This window comes from Paractinoplanes deccanensis (genome assembly GCF_016862115.1).
Taxonomy (GTDB): Bacteria; Actinomycetota; Actinomycetes; order Mycobacteriales; family Micromonosporaceae; genus Actinoplanes; species Actinoplanes deccanensis.
The window spans coordinates 1-17,620 of sequence record NZ_BOMI01000023.1 but is presented as its reverse complement, the minus strand read 5'-3'; the positions used below and the strand labels follow the sequence as shown (position 1 = coordinate 17,620).

The following is a 17,620-nucleotide window of genomic DNA, read 5'->3' as shown; positions in this document are numbered from 1 at the left end:
GGAGAGGCGGCACCACATGCTCGCGAAGCGGATCGTCACCGTGGTCGCCACGCTGCTCGCCATCCCCGGCCTGGGCGCCCGCGGAGCCGCGGCCACCGAGACCCGCCGCGACGAACCGGCCGCGATCGCCCCCGCGCCGGCCCGCAACCTGCCGCCGGCGTTCCCCTTCCCGGCGGGCAGCCAGGTGACCCGCCTGTCCGACGGGGTGTCCGGCGCCTCGTTCACGCTGACCGAGCCCGACCCGCAGACGGTGCTCTCCTTCTACCGCCGCGAGCTGACCCGAGCCCCGTTCACGATCGTCGCCGACCGCACCGAGCACGGCACGACCAGCCTCGCCTTCCGCGACACCACCGGCTGGGCCGGCTCGATCCACGCCACCACCCACCGCGTCACGGTGGCCGTCGCCCGGGCCTGACCGCCCCGATCAGCTCGCCCAGCGCGGGTCGGCGGACCGGGTGGTGAAGGTGCCGCTGTCGCGCAGCAGGCAGTAGGCGCGGCGGACGTCGGCGGGCACGTCGACGTGGGCGATGAAGCCACGGCCGGCGGGGCCGTAGCCGGCGGGGTCGTCGGTGAGACGCGGGATCTCGCCCATCAGCAGGGTGACGTAGTGCTCCAGCGGCCACATGCCGGCCGGCGGGTCCACGTAGGACAGCGAGTCGCCCGCCGCGGTCACGGTCGTCCGGTGGGTGGCGTAGTTGATCAGGTGGGTGGCAGGCGCGTGCAGGCGGAAGCCGGCGTCCATGCGCTGCTGCATCGTCGCGTCCTGCATCAGGAGCAGACGGTCGTGCCGTACGCCGGAGGCGCGCAGCAGGCTCAGCGCGTTCGTCACGTTGTTGCCGCAGTTGGTGGACTCCTGCTCGAGGAGGTCGGCCGCCACGCCGTACCGCTGTCGCAGGTAGTGATCGAGAAGCGCCGCCTCGGTGCCGGACGAAGCGCCGAGGGCGCGGCGCAGGGCCTCGGTGGTGTGGCCGCGGCCGCCGACGATCATGTAGTGGCCGGCGGCGCCCGCGCGCATCGCGGCGGCGAACACGTCGGCGCCGGCCAGGATGGTGCCGCCGAAGAGGATGGCCACGTCGGCGGTGCCGGAGACCGGCTCGGGCACGTCGCGGCGGGCGCAGAAGCGGACGAGCGTGTTGACGGCGGCGGCGAGATCCACCCGCTCAGCATAGGAACCGATGGCGTGATCGACATCTTTCGATTAGCGTGCGGTCTCATGGCCCAGGACGACCTCGAGCGGTTCGGGTACAGGCAGGAGCTGAGCCGGTCGCTGGGCTTCACCGACCTGCTGATCTATGGGCTCATCTTCATGGTGCCGATCGCGCCGTTCGGGATCTTCGGGAGCGTCTACTCCGGTTCCGGCGGGATGGTGGCCCTCGCGTATGTCATCGGCATGGTGGCGATGATGTTCACGGCGCTGTCGTACGCGCAGATGGTGCGGGCCTTCCCGATGGCCGGGTCGGTCTACAGCTACGCGGGGCGCGGCATCGCCCCGCCCGCCGGGTTCCTCGCCGGCTGGGTGATCCTGCTCGACTACGTCCTCGTACCCGGGCTGTTGTATCTCGTGGCGAGCGTCGCCATGCACTCGCTGGTGCCGGGAGTGCCGGTCTGGGTGTGGCTGGTCGTCTTCGTGGTGCTCAACACCGTCGTCAACTATCTCGGCATCAAGATGACGGCTCGCGTCAACCGGCTGATGCTCGCCGCCGAGCTGGTCGTCCTGGCCGTCTTCCTCGTGGTCGGCGTGGTGGCGCTGGCGAACGGCAAGGGCAACGGCTTCTCGTGGGCGCCGCTGTTCGACGCCGACACGTTCTCGTGGTCGGTCGTCTTCGGGGCCGTGTCCATCGCGGTGCTGTCGTTCCTCGGCTTCGACGGCATCTCCATGCTGGCCGAGGAGAGCCGCGAGGAGGCACGCCAGATCGGCCGCGCCATGGTGGGCGCGCTGCTGCTGGCCGGCACGCTCTTCGTCGTGCAGACCTGGGTGGCCGCGCTGCTCGTGCCGGACGCGCCCGGCCTGCTGGCCGACGGCGACCCCGAGGGCACCGCCTTCTACGACGCCGCACGGGTGGCCGGCGGCGGATGGCTCGCGAACCTCACGGCCCTGGCCACGGCGATCGCCTGGGGTTTCGCCAACTCCCTCGTGGCGCAGGCGGCGACGAGCAGGCTGCTGTACGCGATGGCGCGCGACCGCCAGATGCCGCGTTTCCTGAGCCGGGTCAACGAGCGGCACCGGGTCCCGGCGAACGCCACCCTGCTCGTCGCGGCGGTGTCGCTGGCCCTCGGCCTCTTCATGTCGAGCCGCGACGACGGCATCTCGCTGCTGTCCACGCTCGTCAACTTCGGCGCGATGACCGCGTTCCTGGCGCTGCACGTCGCCGTGGTGGTGCACTACGTGGTGCGCCGGCGCAGCCGCGACTGGTGGCGGCATCTGGTCGTGCCGGCGGCGGGCTTCCTCATCCTGCTGTATGTGGTGATCAACGCGGACATCGCCGCGCAGCGTCTCGGCTTCGCGTGGCTCGGTGTGGGCGTGATCGTGCTTATCGTCTTCTACGCGACCGGCAGGCGACCCGAGCTCGCCGGCATGTCGGAGGGAGACACGTGACTGTCAGCTATCGCCCCGGCCCGGAGGAGCTCTCGTACACGTTCGGCGGCCGGGAGCCGGTGCTGAGCGTCGCGCCGGGCACCGTCGTGGAGCTGTACACCGAGGACTGCTTCGGCGGGCGCGTCCGGAGCGTCGGCGACCTGCCGTCGGTGGTGTGCGAGTTCCCGTACCTCAACCCGGTCACCGGCCCGATCCACGTGGAGGGCGCGGAACCCGGCGACACCCTCGCGGTGCACTTCGTGCGGATCGTGCCGGCGCGCGACTGGGCGGTCTCGTCGACGTTCCCGCACTTCGGGGCGCTCACCGGCACGCACACCACAGCGACGCTGCACCCGCCGCTGGACGAGGTGGTGTGGCGCTACGACGTGGACGTCGCGGCGGGCACGGTGCGCTACCAGGCCCGGCGCAGCGACTTCAGCGTGGAGCTGCCGCTCGACCCGATGCACGGCACGGCGGGTGTGGCCCCGGCCGCGTTCGAGAGCCGCATGACGATCGTGCCGGACGCGCACGGCGGCAACCTGGACACGCCGGAGCTGCGGGCGGGCGTCACCGCGTATTTCGGGGTGAACGTGCCCGGCGCGCTCTTCGCGCTCGGCGACGGGCACTGCCGCCAGGGCGACGGCGAGGTCTGCGGCACGGGCGTCGAGGCCGCCATGAACACGGTGGTGATCCTGGACCTCATCAAGGGCGCCGCCACACCCACGCCGCGCTTCGAGACCGACGCGGCGCTCATGTCGGCGGGCTCGGCGCGGCCGCTCGAGGACGCGTACCGGATGAGCCAGCACGACCTGGTCACCTGGACCGCCGGCCTGACCGGGCTGGACGTGCTCGACGCGTACCAGCTGGTCAGCCAGGCCGGCGAGGCACCGGTCGGCAACGTCTGCGACCCGAACTACACGATGCTGGCCAAGCTGGGCAAGCGCTACCTGGGTGGCGCCGCCGCGTACGACGGCATCCATGCCCGCCTGCGCGAGACGGCGCGCGACTACCTGGCTCAGTGACCGCGCCGGCTCAGTGACCGTAGGCCGCCGCGCCGAGGCCGGTGGTGAAGCGGCGCACGGTGAAGGCCATGACCAGGGTCATGAACCCGGCGATCAGGATGTGGCAGGCCAGGATGATCGCGAGAGCGGCCAGCGAGATCGCCGGGTTCCCGAACAGGAAGATCAGCCCGGCGACGACCGACAGCAGGCCGAACGCGAAGCTCCAGCCCCATCCGCGCGCCGTCGACCGCACCTGCCACGCGGTGACCGCCTGCGCGATGCCGGCGACGAGCAGGGCCACGCCCACGGTGATGACGAGCACGAGCAGCGTGACGCCGGGCCAGACGACACCGACGACGGCACCGAGCAGATAGAGCGCGCCGATGACGACCCCCACCCAGGTGCGGCGCCGCAGCGACGCGGTCGCGAAGGCCTGCGCCGACGCGAGCACCAGGTCGACGACGATCAGCCAGCGCAGCGTGCCGATCCCGGCGCGCAGATTGAACAGCAGGATCAGCCCGACGGCGAGCAGCAGAACCCCGAGCACCAGCGGCGCGATCCAGCTCCGCCGCACCCAGCCGGGCAGGTCCTCGACTCCGCGGGCGTACCCGGCACCGGTCACGGCAACCTCCATCGAGCGTCACGAGAGCCCATTAGCCCACGTGACCGGGGGCCGCTCCCTCACCTCACGGGGATGATTTCGCGGCGCCCAGCGGATGCCGAGACCCGGATGCGCGGGACCGCCGAGCCCGGCCGAGATGCGGTCGACCACCCGCCGGCTGGCCGCGCCGTCGGAGCCGTAGACGTCCGGCTCCTCCACGTACAGCTGGCCGTCGCGCGAGTCCGGCGTTTACATATGTAAGTTGGCGGCATATGGTGTCGCGATGAGGGAGCCGACGTACTTCATCCTGGCGGCGCTGCAGGACGAGCCGCGCCACGGCTACGCGATCCTGACCCGGGTGGCGGAGCTGTCGCAGGGCCGGGTCACGCTCGCGACCGGCACGCTCTATCAGGCGCTCGACCGGCTCGCCCGGGAAGGGCTGATCGAGGTGGTGCGCGACGAGGTGGTCAACGGGCGGGCCCGCCGGCACTACGCGCTCACCGGGGACGGCCGCGCGGCGCTGCGGGCGGAGGCGGTCCGGATGGCGGAGGCCGCCCAGGTGGTGCTGCGGGTGAGGCCGGCGTGAGGGCGTACGAGATGATGGTCCGCCTCTATCCCCCGGACCACCCGCGCGACGAGATGCTCGGCGTGCTCGAGGAGCGTCACCGGCCGTGGCACCGCGAGGTGCCGGCGCTGCTGCTCGGCGCGCTGCGGGCCCGCACCGGCGGCGGGCACCCGGCAACCCTGCGATGGCTGTACGCCGCCCGCGCCGCCGCCCTGATGCTGCTGGTGGCCGGTGCGGTCGCCCCGGTGCAGGACCTGCGCTACGGGGTGGTGCTGCGCTCCGGCCTGATGGACGCCACCTGGGTCTGCGCCGGGCTGGCCGCCCTGGCCGTGGTCGCCGGCTTCCGCCTCGTGGCGTTCGCGTTCGCGGCGTCCGCCCTGGTGCTCGCCGGGACCGACCTGACCAGCATCCCGGCGATCGCCTGCTACACGGTGGCGGCCGTGCTGCTGCTCCTGCCGGGGCCCCGGCTGCCGGTGCGCAACCCGCTGCCGGTGCTGCTCGCCCTCGCCTGGTCGGCCGGCTATCCCCTGCCCGAAGGGGTGCAGCTGGCGCTGATCGTGGCGCTGGCCCTGTGGACGGTCGTCGACGAGCGCGTCCTGCTCGCCGCGGGGCTGGCCCTCGCCGCCGGGCTGATCACCGCGGCGCTCGAGGTCGCCGAGGTGAGCGACACCCGGGGACTGCTGATCCTGGCGGCCTGGCACGTGGGCCTGCCGGCCGTCCTGGTCGCCGTGGCGGGCACGCTGACCCGCCGCCGAGCCCAGGTTTAGATCAGTCGCATCGTTCCGGGCCTCGCGGCGGCGGCAGATGCCAGAGCCGCACCGTCCCGTCGTAGCCGCTGGAGGCGAGATACGCGGGATCCGGGCTGTAGGTGAGCGATGCGATCCGCCCGGAATGCCCGAACAGGCGCACTCGGCACGTGCCGTCCCGGTCGTGCACCTCCACGGCGCCGGAGGTGAGCGCGACCGCGAAGCTGGTCTCCGTGGCCTGGGGATCCGCGGAGAAGTCCAGGTCATGGATGGTGTCCGAGGTGATGCCGCCCGGTTCGGCCCGGCGGATCGTCACGGAGTCTCCGGCGGAGTGGACGGCGACCCAGCCGTCCAGCAGGACGTCGGTGACGGTGTCATAGATCGACGCGGGCAGCACGAAAGGATCATGGCGCGCGCCGTCGAGAACGAGGGCGCGCGTCGTGCCGTCGGCGCCGCCGATCCGCATCATGGTGCCGCCCCGTGACAGGGAGACGCCGGCACCGCGCAGGCCACGGTCGCCGATCAGCGACATCGGCCGGGCGGCCACCTGCCAGGCGTACACAAGGTCGCCCTTGCCCTCAGCCACCAGCACGGTGCCCTTGCTGTCGATGGAATAGTTCACGATCTTGTCCGCCACGGGCGAGATCTCAGCGATCCGCGTGTTCGGCCGCGACGCGTCCCACACTCGCACCGCGCCGTCCTCACCGAGGACGAACACACGCCGGCCGTCGTCCGAGAACCGGACGGCCGAACCCTCCGCCGGCCGACCCAGGTCGGTGGGCGGAGTGCCCGGAGTCAGGGTCCACATCTGCGCCACATCCTGCGAGGAGTACGTCACCACAGCCGTGTTCGCCGCATTGAACACGCTGCCCGCTTCCAGATCACCACGCAGGCCCTGAAGGCTGCGAATCGGCTTCCCGGTCACCACCGACCGCAGTTCGTATCCGCCGGCCGCGGAGCGGTTGATCACCAGGTCGGTCGCTCCGATCAGGGCATCGGGCGCCGCCGGTGGCAACTCGACGCCCGCGGACGGGAAGCTCGGCCTCGCGGCTCCGTCCGCGGCGGACCAGAGGTCCACCGTGGAGAACGCGCCGGACGGGCGTTCGATGCCGAATGTCTCGCCGTTCTCGCTGAAGAACACCCGTCTCCTGCGATCGATGACACCGAGGGAGACCTGGGGTCCCACAGCGACGCGCTCCTCATCGCGGATGATCTTCCAGAAGCCGGCGTTGACGCCTTCCGACTCGGAACGGTCGTCGCGCTTCTCGGTCACGGCGTACAGCCACTGCCCGCCCGGCCCGAAGCCGGCATAGAGGACACCATCAGCGCTGGGGCCGGTGACGATCGAGGTGGTCGCACCCGTCGGCGAGAAGATCCGCACCACGGGATCGTTCGGGCTGAAGAGCGCCATCAACCCGGCGCCGGCGTCGTGCGTGTCGTTGGCCGCGGCGCCGGCGAAGGAGACCTCGTAGGGTCCCGACGTCCATCGGCGGAGGAGGGGCGCGCCCGCCGTGCCGTCGAGGACGAGCAGGTCGTAGCTGCCGTGCCGGGTCGAGTCGGGCTGGTCGACCGGCAGCGTGGCCGCCAGGACCGCGGTGAGCCCGAGGGCCAGCGCGGCGGCGATGAGGCCCCGGACGGGAACGGTCCTCGCCCGCTCCTGCGAGGAGGCCGCCGCGGGCCGCTTGCCCTGGTCATGAGCGTCGATGGAGGAGGTGGCCAGCTGCTCCTGGAGGCGTACGTGGCGGAACTGGTACGTCCCCGTCGACCTCCTGAGCAGCCCCAGCGTGTGCGCCTCCGTGAGGAACCTGGAGATCCGCACCGGCAGGTCGCGGCGGGCCGCCAGGGTCCAGCTCGCCAGGACGTACCGCGGCCACGGCCGGGCCAGCAGGATGAGGACGAACGCGGTGACGCCGGGCAGGACCAGGAACATGGGAACGAGGGCGCCGGCCGCCGGCAGAATCTTCGTCCGGAAATCGACGTCGCGGGCGTGCCACATCGCCGTGAGGTCCGGGCCGCCCGGCCAGCCGGACCAGTGGCTCAGCACGTCCTCGGCGAGGCCACCGGCCCACGCGCCGAGGATGAGCGCCGGATAGAGGAGGGCAGCGACCATGCCACCCCCCACCAACGCCGCCACGAGGGACAGCAGCCGGTCCGACCGCAGAGTCTGGAGCGGGTCGACGGGCGCCGCCGGGCCGTCGGTGTCCTGGAGCCAGCGCTGGACCGCCACCACGACCCCCAGCAGGGCGCTCAGCGCGACCGCGACGCCGGTGGCCTGGGCGAAGAGCTCCCCGCTGCGCACGGACCAGGTGTCCGTGAGACTGATCGTCAGCGCGTACCCCGCCAGGACCGGAACCGCGAGAACGGCCACCGCACCGGAGCCGAAGCGGAAGCCCGCGGCGAGCCGCCGCGCCGAGCCCCGGATCCGGAACGACAGCCGCCCCGGCAACTGGCGCGCACCGGTCAGCCACAGGACGGCCACCAGTCCCGCGAACACCGCGCCGACTGTGGAGCCGAACAACACGGTCTGCTCCGCGGCGACCTGCTCGTCGAGATCGGACAACGACACCCAGACCGCTACGGCGATCATCACCAGCAGGCCGAGAACCAGCCCAAGGGCGGGGCCCGTCCAAACCGACAGCTGCCGCTCAGCGAGCCGCCACCAGGCGAAGTCACGTTCCCGGCCGCCGTGCAGGTATCTGGCGAGGAAGGCCAAATAGCGCTCGGCGCGGCTCACGGGAAAGGTCACGGACTCGGACGCGTACGCCGCGCGCACCGTGCGGGCGGTCAGCGAGTCCTCGACGGCGTGCCGACTGTGGAAACGCTCCTCGACGAGCAGTTCGTCGGGAAACTCGGGCAGCCGCCGGTAGACGAGGCGGGCCAGGGAGACGGTCAGCGGCGTCGAGAAGGCGAGCGCGAGCGGGCCCTGCGGCCGCTGGCGGATCCGGGTCAGCACGGCGGTCCAGGAGGTGCCGGGCCGCCAGCGCTGGTGGGGTAGGTAGGCCTCGAGGTCGTCCGCGGTGATCGGCGACAGCTCTATGACCGGCGCACGGCTGAGGACCGGCGAGCCGTCCATGATGGTGTCCTCGTACTCGTTCGACCGGCACGTCACCACGATGGGACGGTCACGCCGCAACGAACGGTGGATGTACTCGATGGCTTTTCGGCGTGCGGACTCCGGTATCTCGTCGAGCCCGTCGAGCACGGGCAGCACCCAGCCGCCGCGGAGCAGCTCACGGGGCACGTCCCGCTGGCCGTTGTAATAGGCGACCGCGATGGTTTCCACCAGCCAGTCGTCCAGCTCCCGGAGAACGGGATCCCAGTTCGCGACGCTGAGCAGGACCGGCACCTTGCCGTCCTCCGGGCGCCGGCGGATCAGGCCGAGCGTCAACAGCAACGCGAGCACCGTCTTGCCGGCTCCCGGCTCGCCCAGGATCACCAGCCGGCCGCTGGGGATCCGGGCGTACTCGCCGGCCAGATCGGCGATCGCGTCCTCGAACTCGTCGCGCATGCCGCCGTCGAGGTTGACGCGGATCGGCCGCCCTCCGGTGTCGCCGGTGAGGCTCGCGAGGTCGCTGACGTCCCGGTCCGTGGCCGTCCACCGCAGTGGCAGGACGGCGGCGTCACGCAGGCCGCGCGAGGTGGCCTCCTTGGACCACTGCTCCTCGACCGCCTCGGCGAGCTCCCGTGCGACGGCCGGGAGCTTGGCGGCGGGCACCTCGGAGCGGAAGTAGTCGAACAGGTCGATGAGGATGTTGCCGGCCGCGACGAGCAAGGCCGCCGCACCGCCGACCGCGGCCGCCCACCCGGCGTCGGACGCCGCGATGCCGACCACACCTCCCGCCGTGATCGCTACGATCGCCGTGATCAGAAGGCGACGAGTGTCACGAATCCGTTTCATACCGCGAAATTCGCCCATCACGGCCCTCACCTTGCCACCGGCGCCGCCCGTCGTCGTCCCCCGAACACCCGATCGAGTCCAGCACCGCACCGCTCAGGGACCGGCGCTCACCACCGGCGGGATGTTGTGGTTCACGCGGAACATGTTGCGCGGGTCGTAGGCCCTCTTGACCGCCGCCAGCCGTTGGTACGTGGCCGGCGGGTAGGCCCGCGCGACCGCCTCGGGCGTCACGTCGTACCCGGTCAGGAAGTTGATCTGTTGATGGCCGGTTGCCCAGGGCTCGAAGGCGCCCGCCAGCTCGCGCAGCGCGGGCCGGAACGCGTCGTGCGTGCCCGGCGCGCCGACCGCACCGGCGAAGAGCTGGAACGGCGCACCGCGATGGCCGACCGCGTTGGGGATCTCGGGGTCGCGGGCGAGCGCGCCACCGAGCTGCCGGATCTCCACCATGAGCGCCGGGGTGTCCACGCCGGGGCCCGCGGCGGCCAGCAGGGCCTCGCCCGGAAAATCGGAGAGCAGGGCCGAGGTCTCGTACGCCGGCAGCGGGTCCACCGGATCCGCGTGGATCGCGGCCACCCGCGTGAACGGCATCTCCTCCACCGCGTCGATCAGTGCCGGCCCGGCCGCGCGCACGCCCGCGATCAAGCGGGCGCCCTCCTCGGCCGTTCCGTGGTAGGCGATCCGCACGTGCACGGTGAAGCGGCCGCGCAACGGCTCGGGGACGAACGGCAACGGCGGGAGGCGCAGGAACGCGATCGACGCGGTGAGCTCCTCCGGCGCGGTGGCGGTCAGTTCGCGGTACGCGTTCAGGACCTCGCGGGTGTGCTCGCCGCCGAAGAACAGGCCGCCGGCGTACAAGTGCGTGACCGGGAAGAGGCCGACGGTCAGGGAGGTGACGACGCCGAAGTTCCCCTTGCCGCCGCGCAGCGCCCAGAACAGCTCCGGCTCGTGGTGCGCGTCGACGCGGCGCAGCTCGCCGTCCGGGGTGACGATCTCGGCGGCGAGGACGTGGTCCGCCGCGTACCCGTGGACGCGGCCCAGCATCGGGCTCAGGCCCCCGCCCAGCGTGAAGCCGACGACGCCGACGTTCGGTGACGATCCGGCCAGCGGCGCGAGGCCGTGCTCGGCCGCCGCGTCGATCAGGCACTGCGTCTCGACAGCGGCGTCCACAGTGGCCGTGCGGCGTCGCGCGTCGACGGTGACGCCGTCCATCCGGCATACGTTGATCAGGACGGCGCCGTCGGCCGGGACGAACGCGCCGTGCCCGGTGGCCACCACCGCCACGGGCAGGTCGCGCACCCGGGCGAAACGGACCGCGGCCCGCACGTCGGCGACGCAGGTGGCGCCGACCGCGACGGCCGGGCGATGGGCCAGCGCCTGGTTCCAGGTGGCGGTCTCCTCGGCGTAGCGCTCGTCGCCGGGCACCAGCACGGGGCCGGCGACCTCGGCGGTGAGCCGGGCCAGGTCGGCGGGCTCGATGGTGATCGTGGTTGTGGTCATGACCTGAAGCCTGGCGGAGCGCGGGCCCGCCGCCGTCCTGTTCTCGCGCTGGCCGCCATCGCGATCGGCGATAGTGGACCGATGGAACTCCGCCAGCTCGAGTACTTCGTCGCGGTCACCGAGGAAGGCAGCTTCACCAAGGGCGCGCGGCGGGTGCGGGTCGCCCAGTCGGCCGTGTCGGCCACCATCCAGAAGCTCGAACGGGAGCTGGGCCTGCCGCTGTTCACGCGCGACTCCGCGGGCATCGCGCTGACCGACGCCGGAGCGGCGCTGCTGCCCGAGGCCCGGGCTCTGCTGAGCGCCGAGCGGCGGGCCCGGGAGACGGTCGACCAGGTGCGGGGAGGACTGCGCGGGACCGTACGGGTGGGCACGCTCGTGTCGATCGGCGCCCGGCCGGCGTCGCAGGGCCCGATCGTCGTCGACCTGCCCGCGGTGCTCGGCCGGTTCCACGTCACGCATCCGCTGGTCACGTTCCGGCTCCGCACCGCGCCGACCGGCTCGGCGGGGCACCTGGCCGCGGTGGCCGCCGACGAGCTCGACCTGGCGCTGGTGTGCACGCGTGAGCAGCCCGGCGGCGTACGGCTGCACCACCTGGGCTCGGTGCGGCTGTGCTTCGTCTGCTCCCGGCGGCACCCGCTCGCCGAGGCGTCGTCGGTACGCCTGGAGGAGCTCGCCGGCGAGACGTTCATCGACTTCCCGATCGGCTGGGGCAACCGCACCCTGACCGACCGGGCCTTCGCCGGCGCGGGCATCGCGCGCAACGTGCCGTTCGAGGCGGCCGACCAGGACACCGCCCTCGGCCTGGTGCGCAACGGCCTCGGCGTCGCCCTGCTGCCCCGATCGGGCAGCGAGGAGGAGGGCCTGTCCGTCGTGGACATCGAGGACGCGGACCTCGACCTGCCGGTCGCCGTCGCCATGCCGGGCGACCGCCGGCCGTCGGCCGCCACCGCCGCCCTGCTCACCAGCATCCTGCGCGCGGCGGGCCGGCGGCCGGCCGCGCTCAGCCGTCGGCGGTGATCTCGCGCGGCAGCGCCGCGCGCAGCTGGCGGCGGGAGGTCACGCCGAGCTTGGCGAAGACCTTGCGCAGGTGCCACTCGACCGTGCGGGGGCTCAGGAACAGCCGCTCCCCCACCTCGGGATTGGAGAAGCCGTCGCGGACGAGCTCGGCGATCTGCCGTTCCTGCGCGGTCAGCTCGTCGCGGGTGAGCGCCTCGGCCGTACGCTTGCGCACCGTCTCGCCGGTGGCCAGCAGCTCGCGCCGTGCCCGTTCGGCGAACGCCTCCATGCCCATGCCGGCGAACATCTCGTGCGCCGTGCGCAGCTCGTCGCGGGCCTCGCCCCGCTGCCGGTCCCGCCGCAGCCACTCGCCGTGCAGCAGGTGGGCGCGGGCCAGCTCGGGTCGCAGGGCGGTGCGGCCGAGGCGCTCGATCGCCGTACGGAACGACGCCTGCGCCTGCGCCCCCTCGCTCACCAGCGCCCGGCAGCGAGCCAGCGTGCCCTGCGCCCAGTCGGTGTCGCACGGGCCGGCCGACGCGGTGAGCCGGTCGAGCGCCTCCCGGGCCACGCCCATCTCACCGGACCGGGCCGCCGCCTCGACCAGCTCGGGCAGCGCCCAGTCGGCAACCCACAGCACGGGCAGCGCGGCGCACCGGCGGGCCGCCTCCATCGCCTGCCCGAAGCGTGCCAGCCCGTTGTTCAGCACGGCGCCCGACCAGTGCGAGATGGTCACCCCGAGCGTCTCGCCCGCGGCCTCCGCCGGCCCGATCGTGCGCGCGATCAGCTCCGACGCCTCCGGATCCCGGCCGCGCAGCGCGGTCAGGCGCAACCGGACGTACGGCGAGATCGGCATGCCCAGCGCGGTCGCCACGGTCTCGGCCTCGGCGGCGATCGCGGCCACCCGGTTCAGTTCGCCGGTGAACGAGGTCGACATGCCCAGGGCGGTGAGGTCGAGCGGCAGGTGGGCCAGCGCGCCGGCGGACCGCACGACCTCGACCTGACGGTCCACCAGGGCGCGCAGGACGGCGTCGTCCCAGATCGACGGCGGTACGCCGTTCGCCACCCAGCCCCACACGAGGGCGTCGCCGACGGGCAGGTCGGCCATCAGGTCCGCGGCCTGGCGCAGCAGCCGTACGGCCTCCGCCCGGCTGCCGATGAGCATCTCGCCGTAGCCGTCGAGCACGAGATCGAGCGCACGCGGAGCACCGTCGCGGGGAGGAAGCGCGGCGGTGGACCGGGCGGTGGCCTCCATGAGCCCGCGGTTGCCGGCCATCAGGGCCGCACCCCACGCGAGCAGGTAGGTCTCGCGGGCGAGGTCGAGATCGAACGGCTCCAGCCGCTGGGCGGCGGCGAGCAGAGCGGCGGGCGCCTCGCCGGTGCGCCCGGCCGCGAACGCGATGTGCCCGTGCAGCAGCTCGGCCCGGGCGCGCGCGAACTCACCGTCGGCGTCACGCCGGGCCAGGTCGACGAACCGGCGCGCGGCCTCGATGTCCCCGGCAAGCAGGGTGGCCTCGGCGGCGGCAAGGGCCCGTCCGGTACGCCGGGGAGCGTCGGCGGTGAGCTGCACGGCGCGCTGGAGGAAGGCAGCGGCGGCGGCCCGGCCACCGCGGGCCTGCGCGCGCAGGGCGGACCGTTCGAGCTCGGCCGCCACGTCCTCGTCGGGCCCGGACGAGGCGGCGGCCCGATGCCAGGCGCGGCGATCGGGGTCGGTGGTCTCGTCGGTGACCTCGGCGAGCGCGAGGTGCACGGCACGGCGGTCCCGGGGCGAGCCGGCCTGGTAGATGGCCGACCGGACGAGCGGATGCCGGAAGGTGACCCGTTCCCGCACGGCGAGCAGCCCGTCGGTGCCGTCGGCGAGGGCGGCCCCGGGATCGATGCCGAGCCGTTCGGCGGCGGCCCACACGAGAGCCGGATCGCCGAGCGGCTCGGCGGCGGCGACGAGAAGCATCATCCGGGTCTCGCCGGGCAGCCCGGCGATCCGGTCGAGGAAGCTCCGCTCGATGCGCCCGGGCAACGAGTCACCGGCGCGCAGCAGCCCGAGCCCGCCGGCGATCTGGGTGGGCGACAGCCCGCGAGGCAACTCGACGAGCGCGAGGGGGTTGCCCCGGGTCTCGGCCACGATCCGGTCCCGGATGGACCGGTCGAGCTCGGCGTGGGTCAGCGAGCTCAGCAGCGCGTGCGCGTCGGCGTCACGCAGCCCGGTGACCTCCAGCTCGGGCAGCCCGTGCAGGAACTTCCCCGCCTCACGCGCCGGCCCTCCATCGCGGGTGGGCTCGCTGTCGCGGGTGGGCTCGCTGTCGCGGGTGGGCTCGCTGTCGCGGAGGGCGAAGAGCAGCGCGACGGACTCGGCCAGCAGGCGCCGGGCGACGAAGCTGAGCGTCTGGGCGGACGCCCGGTCCATCCATTGCACGTCGTCGACGACGCAGAGCAGCGGCGCCCGTTCGGACGCCTCGGAGAGCAGGCCGAGGATGGCGAGCCCGACGAGGAACCGGTCGGGCGGGCTGCCGGCGCGCAACCCGAGGACGGTCTCCAGCGCCGCCCGCTGCGCCTCGGGCAGGCGCGGCAGAAGATCAAGCAGGGGTACGCAGAGCTGGTGCAACGCGGCGAACGCGAGCTCCATCTCCGACTCGACACCGGACGCCCGCAGCACCCGCAGGCCGTCGGCGCTGTCCCGGGCGTAGTCGAGCAGCGCGGTCTTGCCGACACCGGGCGCGCCGTGCACCACGAGGACACGGCTCTCCCCCGCCCGAACCGCCGCGATCATCTGATCGATCGTTTCGCATTCCCGGTGCCGTCCGAGCAGCTGCACCCCGTCATCGTGGTCCACTGCTGCCCCGTCGGCCATCGTGCGTGCGGACGATCACACCCCCTCACTCGCAGCACCTTCGCCAGGTGCAGATATGCGTCAGTGCCGATGACATGTCCGGTCCGACGTGCCTAAAGTGGCGCCCGAGGTGGAGGTGAACGTCTTGTTCCCCCAAAGCGCCACCGATGCGGAAGACGACGACGCCAGGCTGCGGGACCGGCTCGTGTTCGGCGACGAGACCGCGCTCGCCGACCTGCACGAGCGCTTCAGCTCCCTGGTCTACACGATCGCGGCCCGGGTCACCCGGGACGGCGCGGCTGCCGAGGACGTCACCCAGGAGGTGTTCCTGGCCGTCTGGCAGCACCCGCTCGCCTTCGAGCCGGCGAAGGGCAGCCTGCGCGGCTGGCTGGCCATGATGGCCCATCGCCGCGCGGTCGACCTCGTGCGCAAGGAGGAGGCCCACCGCCGGAGGTCGCTGGAGGGCCGGCTGTTCGCCGAGGCGATCAGCCGCGGCGACCCGGTCGGCGACCAGGTCTCCGACGCCGACGCGGCCCGCCGCCTGAACGCCGCCCTCAAGGAGCTGCCGGAACGGCTCAGCCGCGCCATCACCCTGGCGTACCTGGAAGGTCACACCTATCGTGAGGTGGCGACCGTCCTGGGCGTGCCCGAGGGCACCGCGAAGTCCCAGCTCCGCGAGGGCTTGCGCCGGTTGGCCGCGGCACTGCACGACGCTCGCGACGGGGAGCGCAAATGATCAGCCACGACACGCTCACCGAGCTCATCGCCGCGTGGGCGCTGGACGCCTGCCCGCCCGAGGAGACCGAGCTGGTCGAGGCCCACCTCGACACCTGCGACACGTGCGCCCACGAGGCCCGGGAACTACGCGAAGCCGCAGCCGACCTGGGCGGCGCCCACCTGAGCCCACCGCCCGGCTCCCTGGACCGCCTCCTCACGGCGGCCCCCGCAAGGCGGCGCCCAGCCACTCCCGCTCCCGCATACGCGACCTCCTACGCGGCCCAGATAGCCGCCCTCGACCTGCTGCTGACAGACCTGCCCGCCGCCGACTGGCACCGAACGGCCGCCCACGGCGCCACAGCCCACCGACACGCAGCACCGACCCACAACACCGCCAACCAGCACCACCCCACGCCCGGCAGCCCCGGCGAAGCCGCGCCCCGAACCCCAGACCAGCACCACACCGCGCCCGGCACCCCCAGCCGAGCCGCGCCCCGAACCCCAGACCAGCACCACACCGCGCCCGGCAGCCCCAGCCAGCACCGCACCGCGCCCGGGAGCCGCGATCAGCGCGCGGCCGGTGCGAACGGTGCCGGGGACCGGCGTGGTGCCGACGCGCACGACGAACTGACCGTGCACGACCTGCTCGCCCATCTGATCGCCATCGACGGGCTCCTCGCCGACGCGCTCGGCCTGCCCGTCGAGCCGCCCGTCGAGCCCGGCCAGCGTCTGACGGCGCGCACGACCGCCGTGGTCGACTTCGAACGGCAGCGACCCCCCGAACAGACCCGACAAGCCTGGCGCGCCCAGGCCGACGCGATCTGCCGCGCCCTGCACGAGCAGCCCAACGACGTCACCGTGCGCCTGGGCCGGCCCTTCTCGCTGGTCGACGCGTTGACCGCCCGCGCCTACGAGACCTGGATCCACACCGAGGACATCGCCGCCACGACCGGCCGCCCGGCCGTGCCGCCGCTGCCCGAACATGTGCACCCGATGGCCGCCTTCGCCATGCGCGTGCTCCCCCGCGTCGTCTTCCGCCGTATCGAACCACCCCACAATCGCTACGTCCGCCTGCACCTCACCGGCCCCGGCGGCGGAACATGGACCGTGCCGCTCGACCCCGCCACCGTCGTCCCGGCGGTGACAAAACCATCCGCCTCGATCACCGTCGACGTCATCGAGTTCTGCCGCCTGGCCGGCGACCGCCGCGACCCGGCCCACATCGCCGCCGCCATCGAGGGCGACGCCAAGCTGGCCCGGGACTTCCTCGCAGCCGTGCCCGCCATGGCTCCCGTGCCGTAGCCGTAGCCCCGCGCCATAGCTGACAGCCCCCGTGCCAGAGCCGGTGACTCCCGAGCCATGGCCCACACCCCGCACCACGACCGACACCCCGCACCACAACCGACAGCCCGTGCCAGCACCGACGGCTCCCGAGCCACGACCGACACCCCCGCACCACAACCGACAGCCCGTGCCAGCACCGACGGCTCCCGAGCCATGGCCGACACCCCCGCACCACGACCGACAGGCTTGCGCGAGCCCCGATGGCTTCCGCGCCACAGCGACAATTGGTCCTGGGTAGCTCCGGGCCTCATTCTCGCGGAAATCAGCGAGTCCCGCGGAAGCCCTGTGGATAACCGGCGACTGTGGACATTGGCGAAATCGGGCCTGTGGATAAGTCCGAGGGCGGGTTGGGAACGGCCTAGGCTAGGGCGGACAGGGCACGACCGGCCAGGCCGAGCCCGACCACGATGATCAGCGTGGCGGTGGCCGGTTGAGCGACCGCGCGCCAGCGGGCAAAGAGCTTCGAGCGGCGTTCGAGGCGGTCGCGCAGACGCAGCAAGAGGATGCCCGCGGCGGTCAGCGTGGCCGCCATCCCCAAGCCGTAGGCGATGACAAGGAGGACACCGAAGACGGTACGGCCGAGCGCGGCCGCACCGAGCAGGACGATCAGCGCGGAGGGGCTGGGCACGAGCCCACCCGCGATGCCGAGGCCCGCGATACCCCACTTACCCGGGCCGTGGTGGTGCCGGTGCCCGTGCGTGTGGTTGTGGACTGCCACATGGCTGCGCTCTCGCGCATTGTCGTGGGCGTGCTCGTGGCGATGGCCATGCTCGTGCGACTGATCGTGGTCGTGAGGGGGCGCGTGATCGTGACCGGGCGCGTGATCGTGACTGCGCGCGTGATCGTGACCGGGCCC

14 protein-coding genes are annotated in these 17,620 nt (G+C 73.0%); 8 read left to right on the top strand and 6 right to left on the bottom strand.

What is annotated here, in order from left to right; genetic code table 11:
* Positions 1-16: 16 nt before the first annotated feature.
* Positions 17-415, top strand: a complete 399-nt coding sequence (locus tag Ade02nite_RS07710) for a hypothetical protein (RefSeq protein WP_203760846.1) — start codon at positions 17-19, stop codon at positions 413-415.
* A gap of 9 nt (positions 416-424) precedes the next feature.
* Here Ade02nite_RS07710 and Ade02nite_RS07705 read toward each other — a convergent pair whose 3' ends face one another.
* Positions 425-1,156, bottom strand: a complete 732-nt coding sequence (locus tag Ade02nite_RS07705) for an ElyC/SanA/YdcF family protein (protein ID WP_239168603.1) — start codon at positions 1,154-1,156, stop codon at positions 425-427.
* Between the two features lie 57 nt (positions 1,157-1,213).
* Here Ade02nite_RS07705 and Ade02nite_RS07700 point away from each other — a divergent pair, with 57 nt between their 5' ends.
* Both Ade02nite_RS07700 and Ade02nite_RS07695 read left to right on the top strand, forming a co-directional pair.
* Positions 1,214-2,596 carry an APC family permease gene (locus tag Ade02nite_RS07700; RefSeq protein WP_203760845.1) on the top strand — a complete coding sequence of 461 codons (1,383 nt, stop codon included), beginning with the start codon at positions 1,214-1,216 and terminating at the stop codon, positions 2,594-2,596.
* A complete protein-coding gene (locus tag Ade02nite_RS07695; protein ID WP_203760844.1) occupies positions 2,593-3,597 on the top strand; it encodes an acetamidase/formamidase family protein in 1,005 nt (334 codons plus the stop codon). The genes Ade02nite_RS07700 and Ade02nite_RS07695 overlap by 4 nt, the downstream gene beginning before the upstream one ends.
* A gap of 10 nt (positions 3,598-3,607) precedes the next feature.
* On the opposite strand, the gene Ade02nite_RS07690 is transcribed toward Ade02nite_RS07695, so the two are convergent.
* Positions 3,608-4,198, bottom strand: a complete 591-nt coding sequence (locus Ade02nite_RS07690; protein ID WP_203760843.1) for an HdeD family acid-resistance protein — start codon at positions 4,196-4,198, stop codon at positions 3,608-3,610.
* 262 nt (positions 4,199-4,460) lie between these two features.
* Here Ade02nite_RS07690 and Ade02nite_RS07685 point away from each other — a divergent pair, with 262 nt between their 5' ends.
* Together Ade02nite_RS07685 and Ade02nite_RS07680 are read left to right on the top strand one after the other, a co-directional pair.
* Positions 4,461-4,763, top strand: coding sequence for a PadR family transcriptional regulator (locus tag Ade02nite_RS07685; protein ID WP_203760842.1), 303 nt, complete (start codon positions 4,461-4,463; stop codon positions 4,761-4,763).
* The gene (locus Ade02nite_RS07680) at positions 4,760-5,509 is read left to right on the top strand and encodes a hypothetical protein (RefSeq protein ID WP_203760841.1); all 750 of its coding nucleotides are present in this window, start codon (positions 4,760-4,762) and stop codon (positions 5,507-5,509) included. Before Ade02nite_RS07685 ends, Ade02nite_RS07680 begins: the two co-directional genes overlap by 4 nt.
* A 1-nt stretch (position 5,510) precedes the next feature.
* On the opposite strand, the gene Ade02nite_RS07675 is transcribed toward Ade02nite_RS07680, so the two are convergent.
* A complete protein-coding gene (locus Ade02nite_RS07675) occupies positions 5,511-9,386 on the bottom strand; it encodes an NACHT and WD40 repeat domain-containing protein (protein WP_203760840.1) in 3,876 nt (1,291 codons plus the stop codon).
* A gap of 93 nt (positions 9,387-9,479) precedes the next feature.
* Complete coding sequence (locus Ade02nite_RS07670) at positions 9,480-10,883, bottom strand: FAD-binding oxidoreductase (protein WP_203760839.1); 1,404 nt, start codon at positions 10,881-10,883, stop codon at positions 9,480-9,482.
* 81 nt (positions 10,884-10,964) lie between these two features.
* On the opposite strand from Ade02nite_RS07670, the gene Ade02nite_RS07665 reads away from it, so the two are divergent.
* On the top strand, positions 10,965-11,900 hold the full coding sequence (locus Ade02nite_RS07665; RefSeq protein WP_203760838.1) for a LysR family transcriptional regulator: 936 nt from the start codon (positions 10,965-10,967) through the stop codon (positions 11,898-11,900).
* Here Ade02nite_RS07665 and Ade02nite_RS07660 read toward each other — a convergent pair.
* Complete coding sequence (locus Ade02nite_RS07660; protein WP_203760837.1) at positions 11,884-14,724, bottom strand: ATP-binding protein; 2,841 nt, start codon at positions 14,722-14,724, stop codon at positions 11,884-11,886. The genes Ade02nite_RS07665 and Ade02nite_RS07660 overlap by 17 nt on opposite strands.
* 124 nt (positions 14,725-14,848) lie before the next feature.
* Between Ade02nite_RS07660 and Ade02nite_RS07655 the strand changes: the two genes are divergently transcribed.
* Positions 14,849-15,439, top strand: coding sequence for a sigma-70 family RNA polymerase sigma factor (locus tag Ade02nite_RS07655; RefSeq protein WP_203760836.1), 591 nt, complete (start codon positions 14,849-14,851; stop codon positions 15,437-15,439).
* Entirely contained in the window at positions 15,436-16,722 is a 1,287-nt protein-coding gene (locus tag Ade02nite_RS07650; RefSeq protein ID WP_203760877.1) for a maleylpyruvate isomerase family mycothiol-dependent enzyme, read from the top strand. The genes Ade02nite_RS07655 and Ade02nite_RS07650 overlap by 4 nt, the downstream gene beginning before the upstream one ends.
* 400 nt (positions 16,723-17,122) lie before the next feature.
* Here Ade02nite_RS07650 and Ade02nite_RS07645 read toward each other — a convergent pair whose 3' ends face one another.
* Positions 17,123-17,482: an urease accessory protein UreH domain-containing protein gene (locus Ade02nite_RS07645; protein WP_203760835.1), complete on the bottom strand. Its 360-nt coding sequence runs from the start codon at positions 17,480-17,482 to the stop codon at positions 17,123-17,125.
* Positions 17,483-17,620 lie beyond the last annotated feature (138 nt).

Excerpts from the sequence above, each read along its gene's own strand:
- Ade02nite_RS07710 (WP_203760846.1), top strand. The coding sequence starts at position 17 with ATGCTCGCGAAGCGGATCGTCACCGTGGTCGCCACGCTGCTCGCCATC.
- Ade02nite_RS07700 (WP_203760845.1), top strand. The coding sequence starts at position 1,214 with ATGGCCCAGGACGACCTCGAGCGGTTCGGGTACAGGCAGGAGCTGAGC.
- Ade02nite_RS07685 (WP_203760842.1), top strand. The coding sequence starts at position 4,461 with ATGAGGGAGCCGACGTACTTCATCCTGGCGGCGCTGCAGGACGAGCCG.
- Ade02nite_RS07675 (WP_203760840.1), bottom strand. The coding sequence starts at position 9,386 with ATGAAACGGATTCGTGACACTCGTCGCCTTCTGATCACGGCGATCGTA.
- Ade02nite_RS07670 (WP_203760839.1), bottom strand. The coding sequence starts at position 10,883 with ATGACCACAACCACGATCACCATCGAGCCCGCCGACCTGGCCCGGCTC.
- Ade02nite_RS07665 (WP_203760838.1), top strand. The coding sequence starts at position 10,965 with ATGGAACTCCGCCAGCTCGAGTACTTCGTCGCGGTCACCGAGGAAGGC.
- Ade02nite_RS07660 (WP_203760837.1), bottom strand. The coding sequence starts at position 14,724 with ATGGCCGACGGGGCAGCAGTGGACCACGATGACGGGGTGCAGCTGCTC.
- Ade02nite_RS07650 (WP_203760877.1), top strand. The coding sequence starts at position 15,436 with ATGATCAGCCACGACACGCTCACCGAGCTCATCGCCGCGTGGGCGCTG.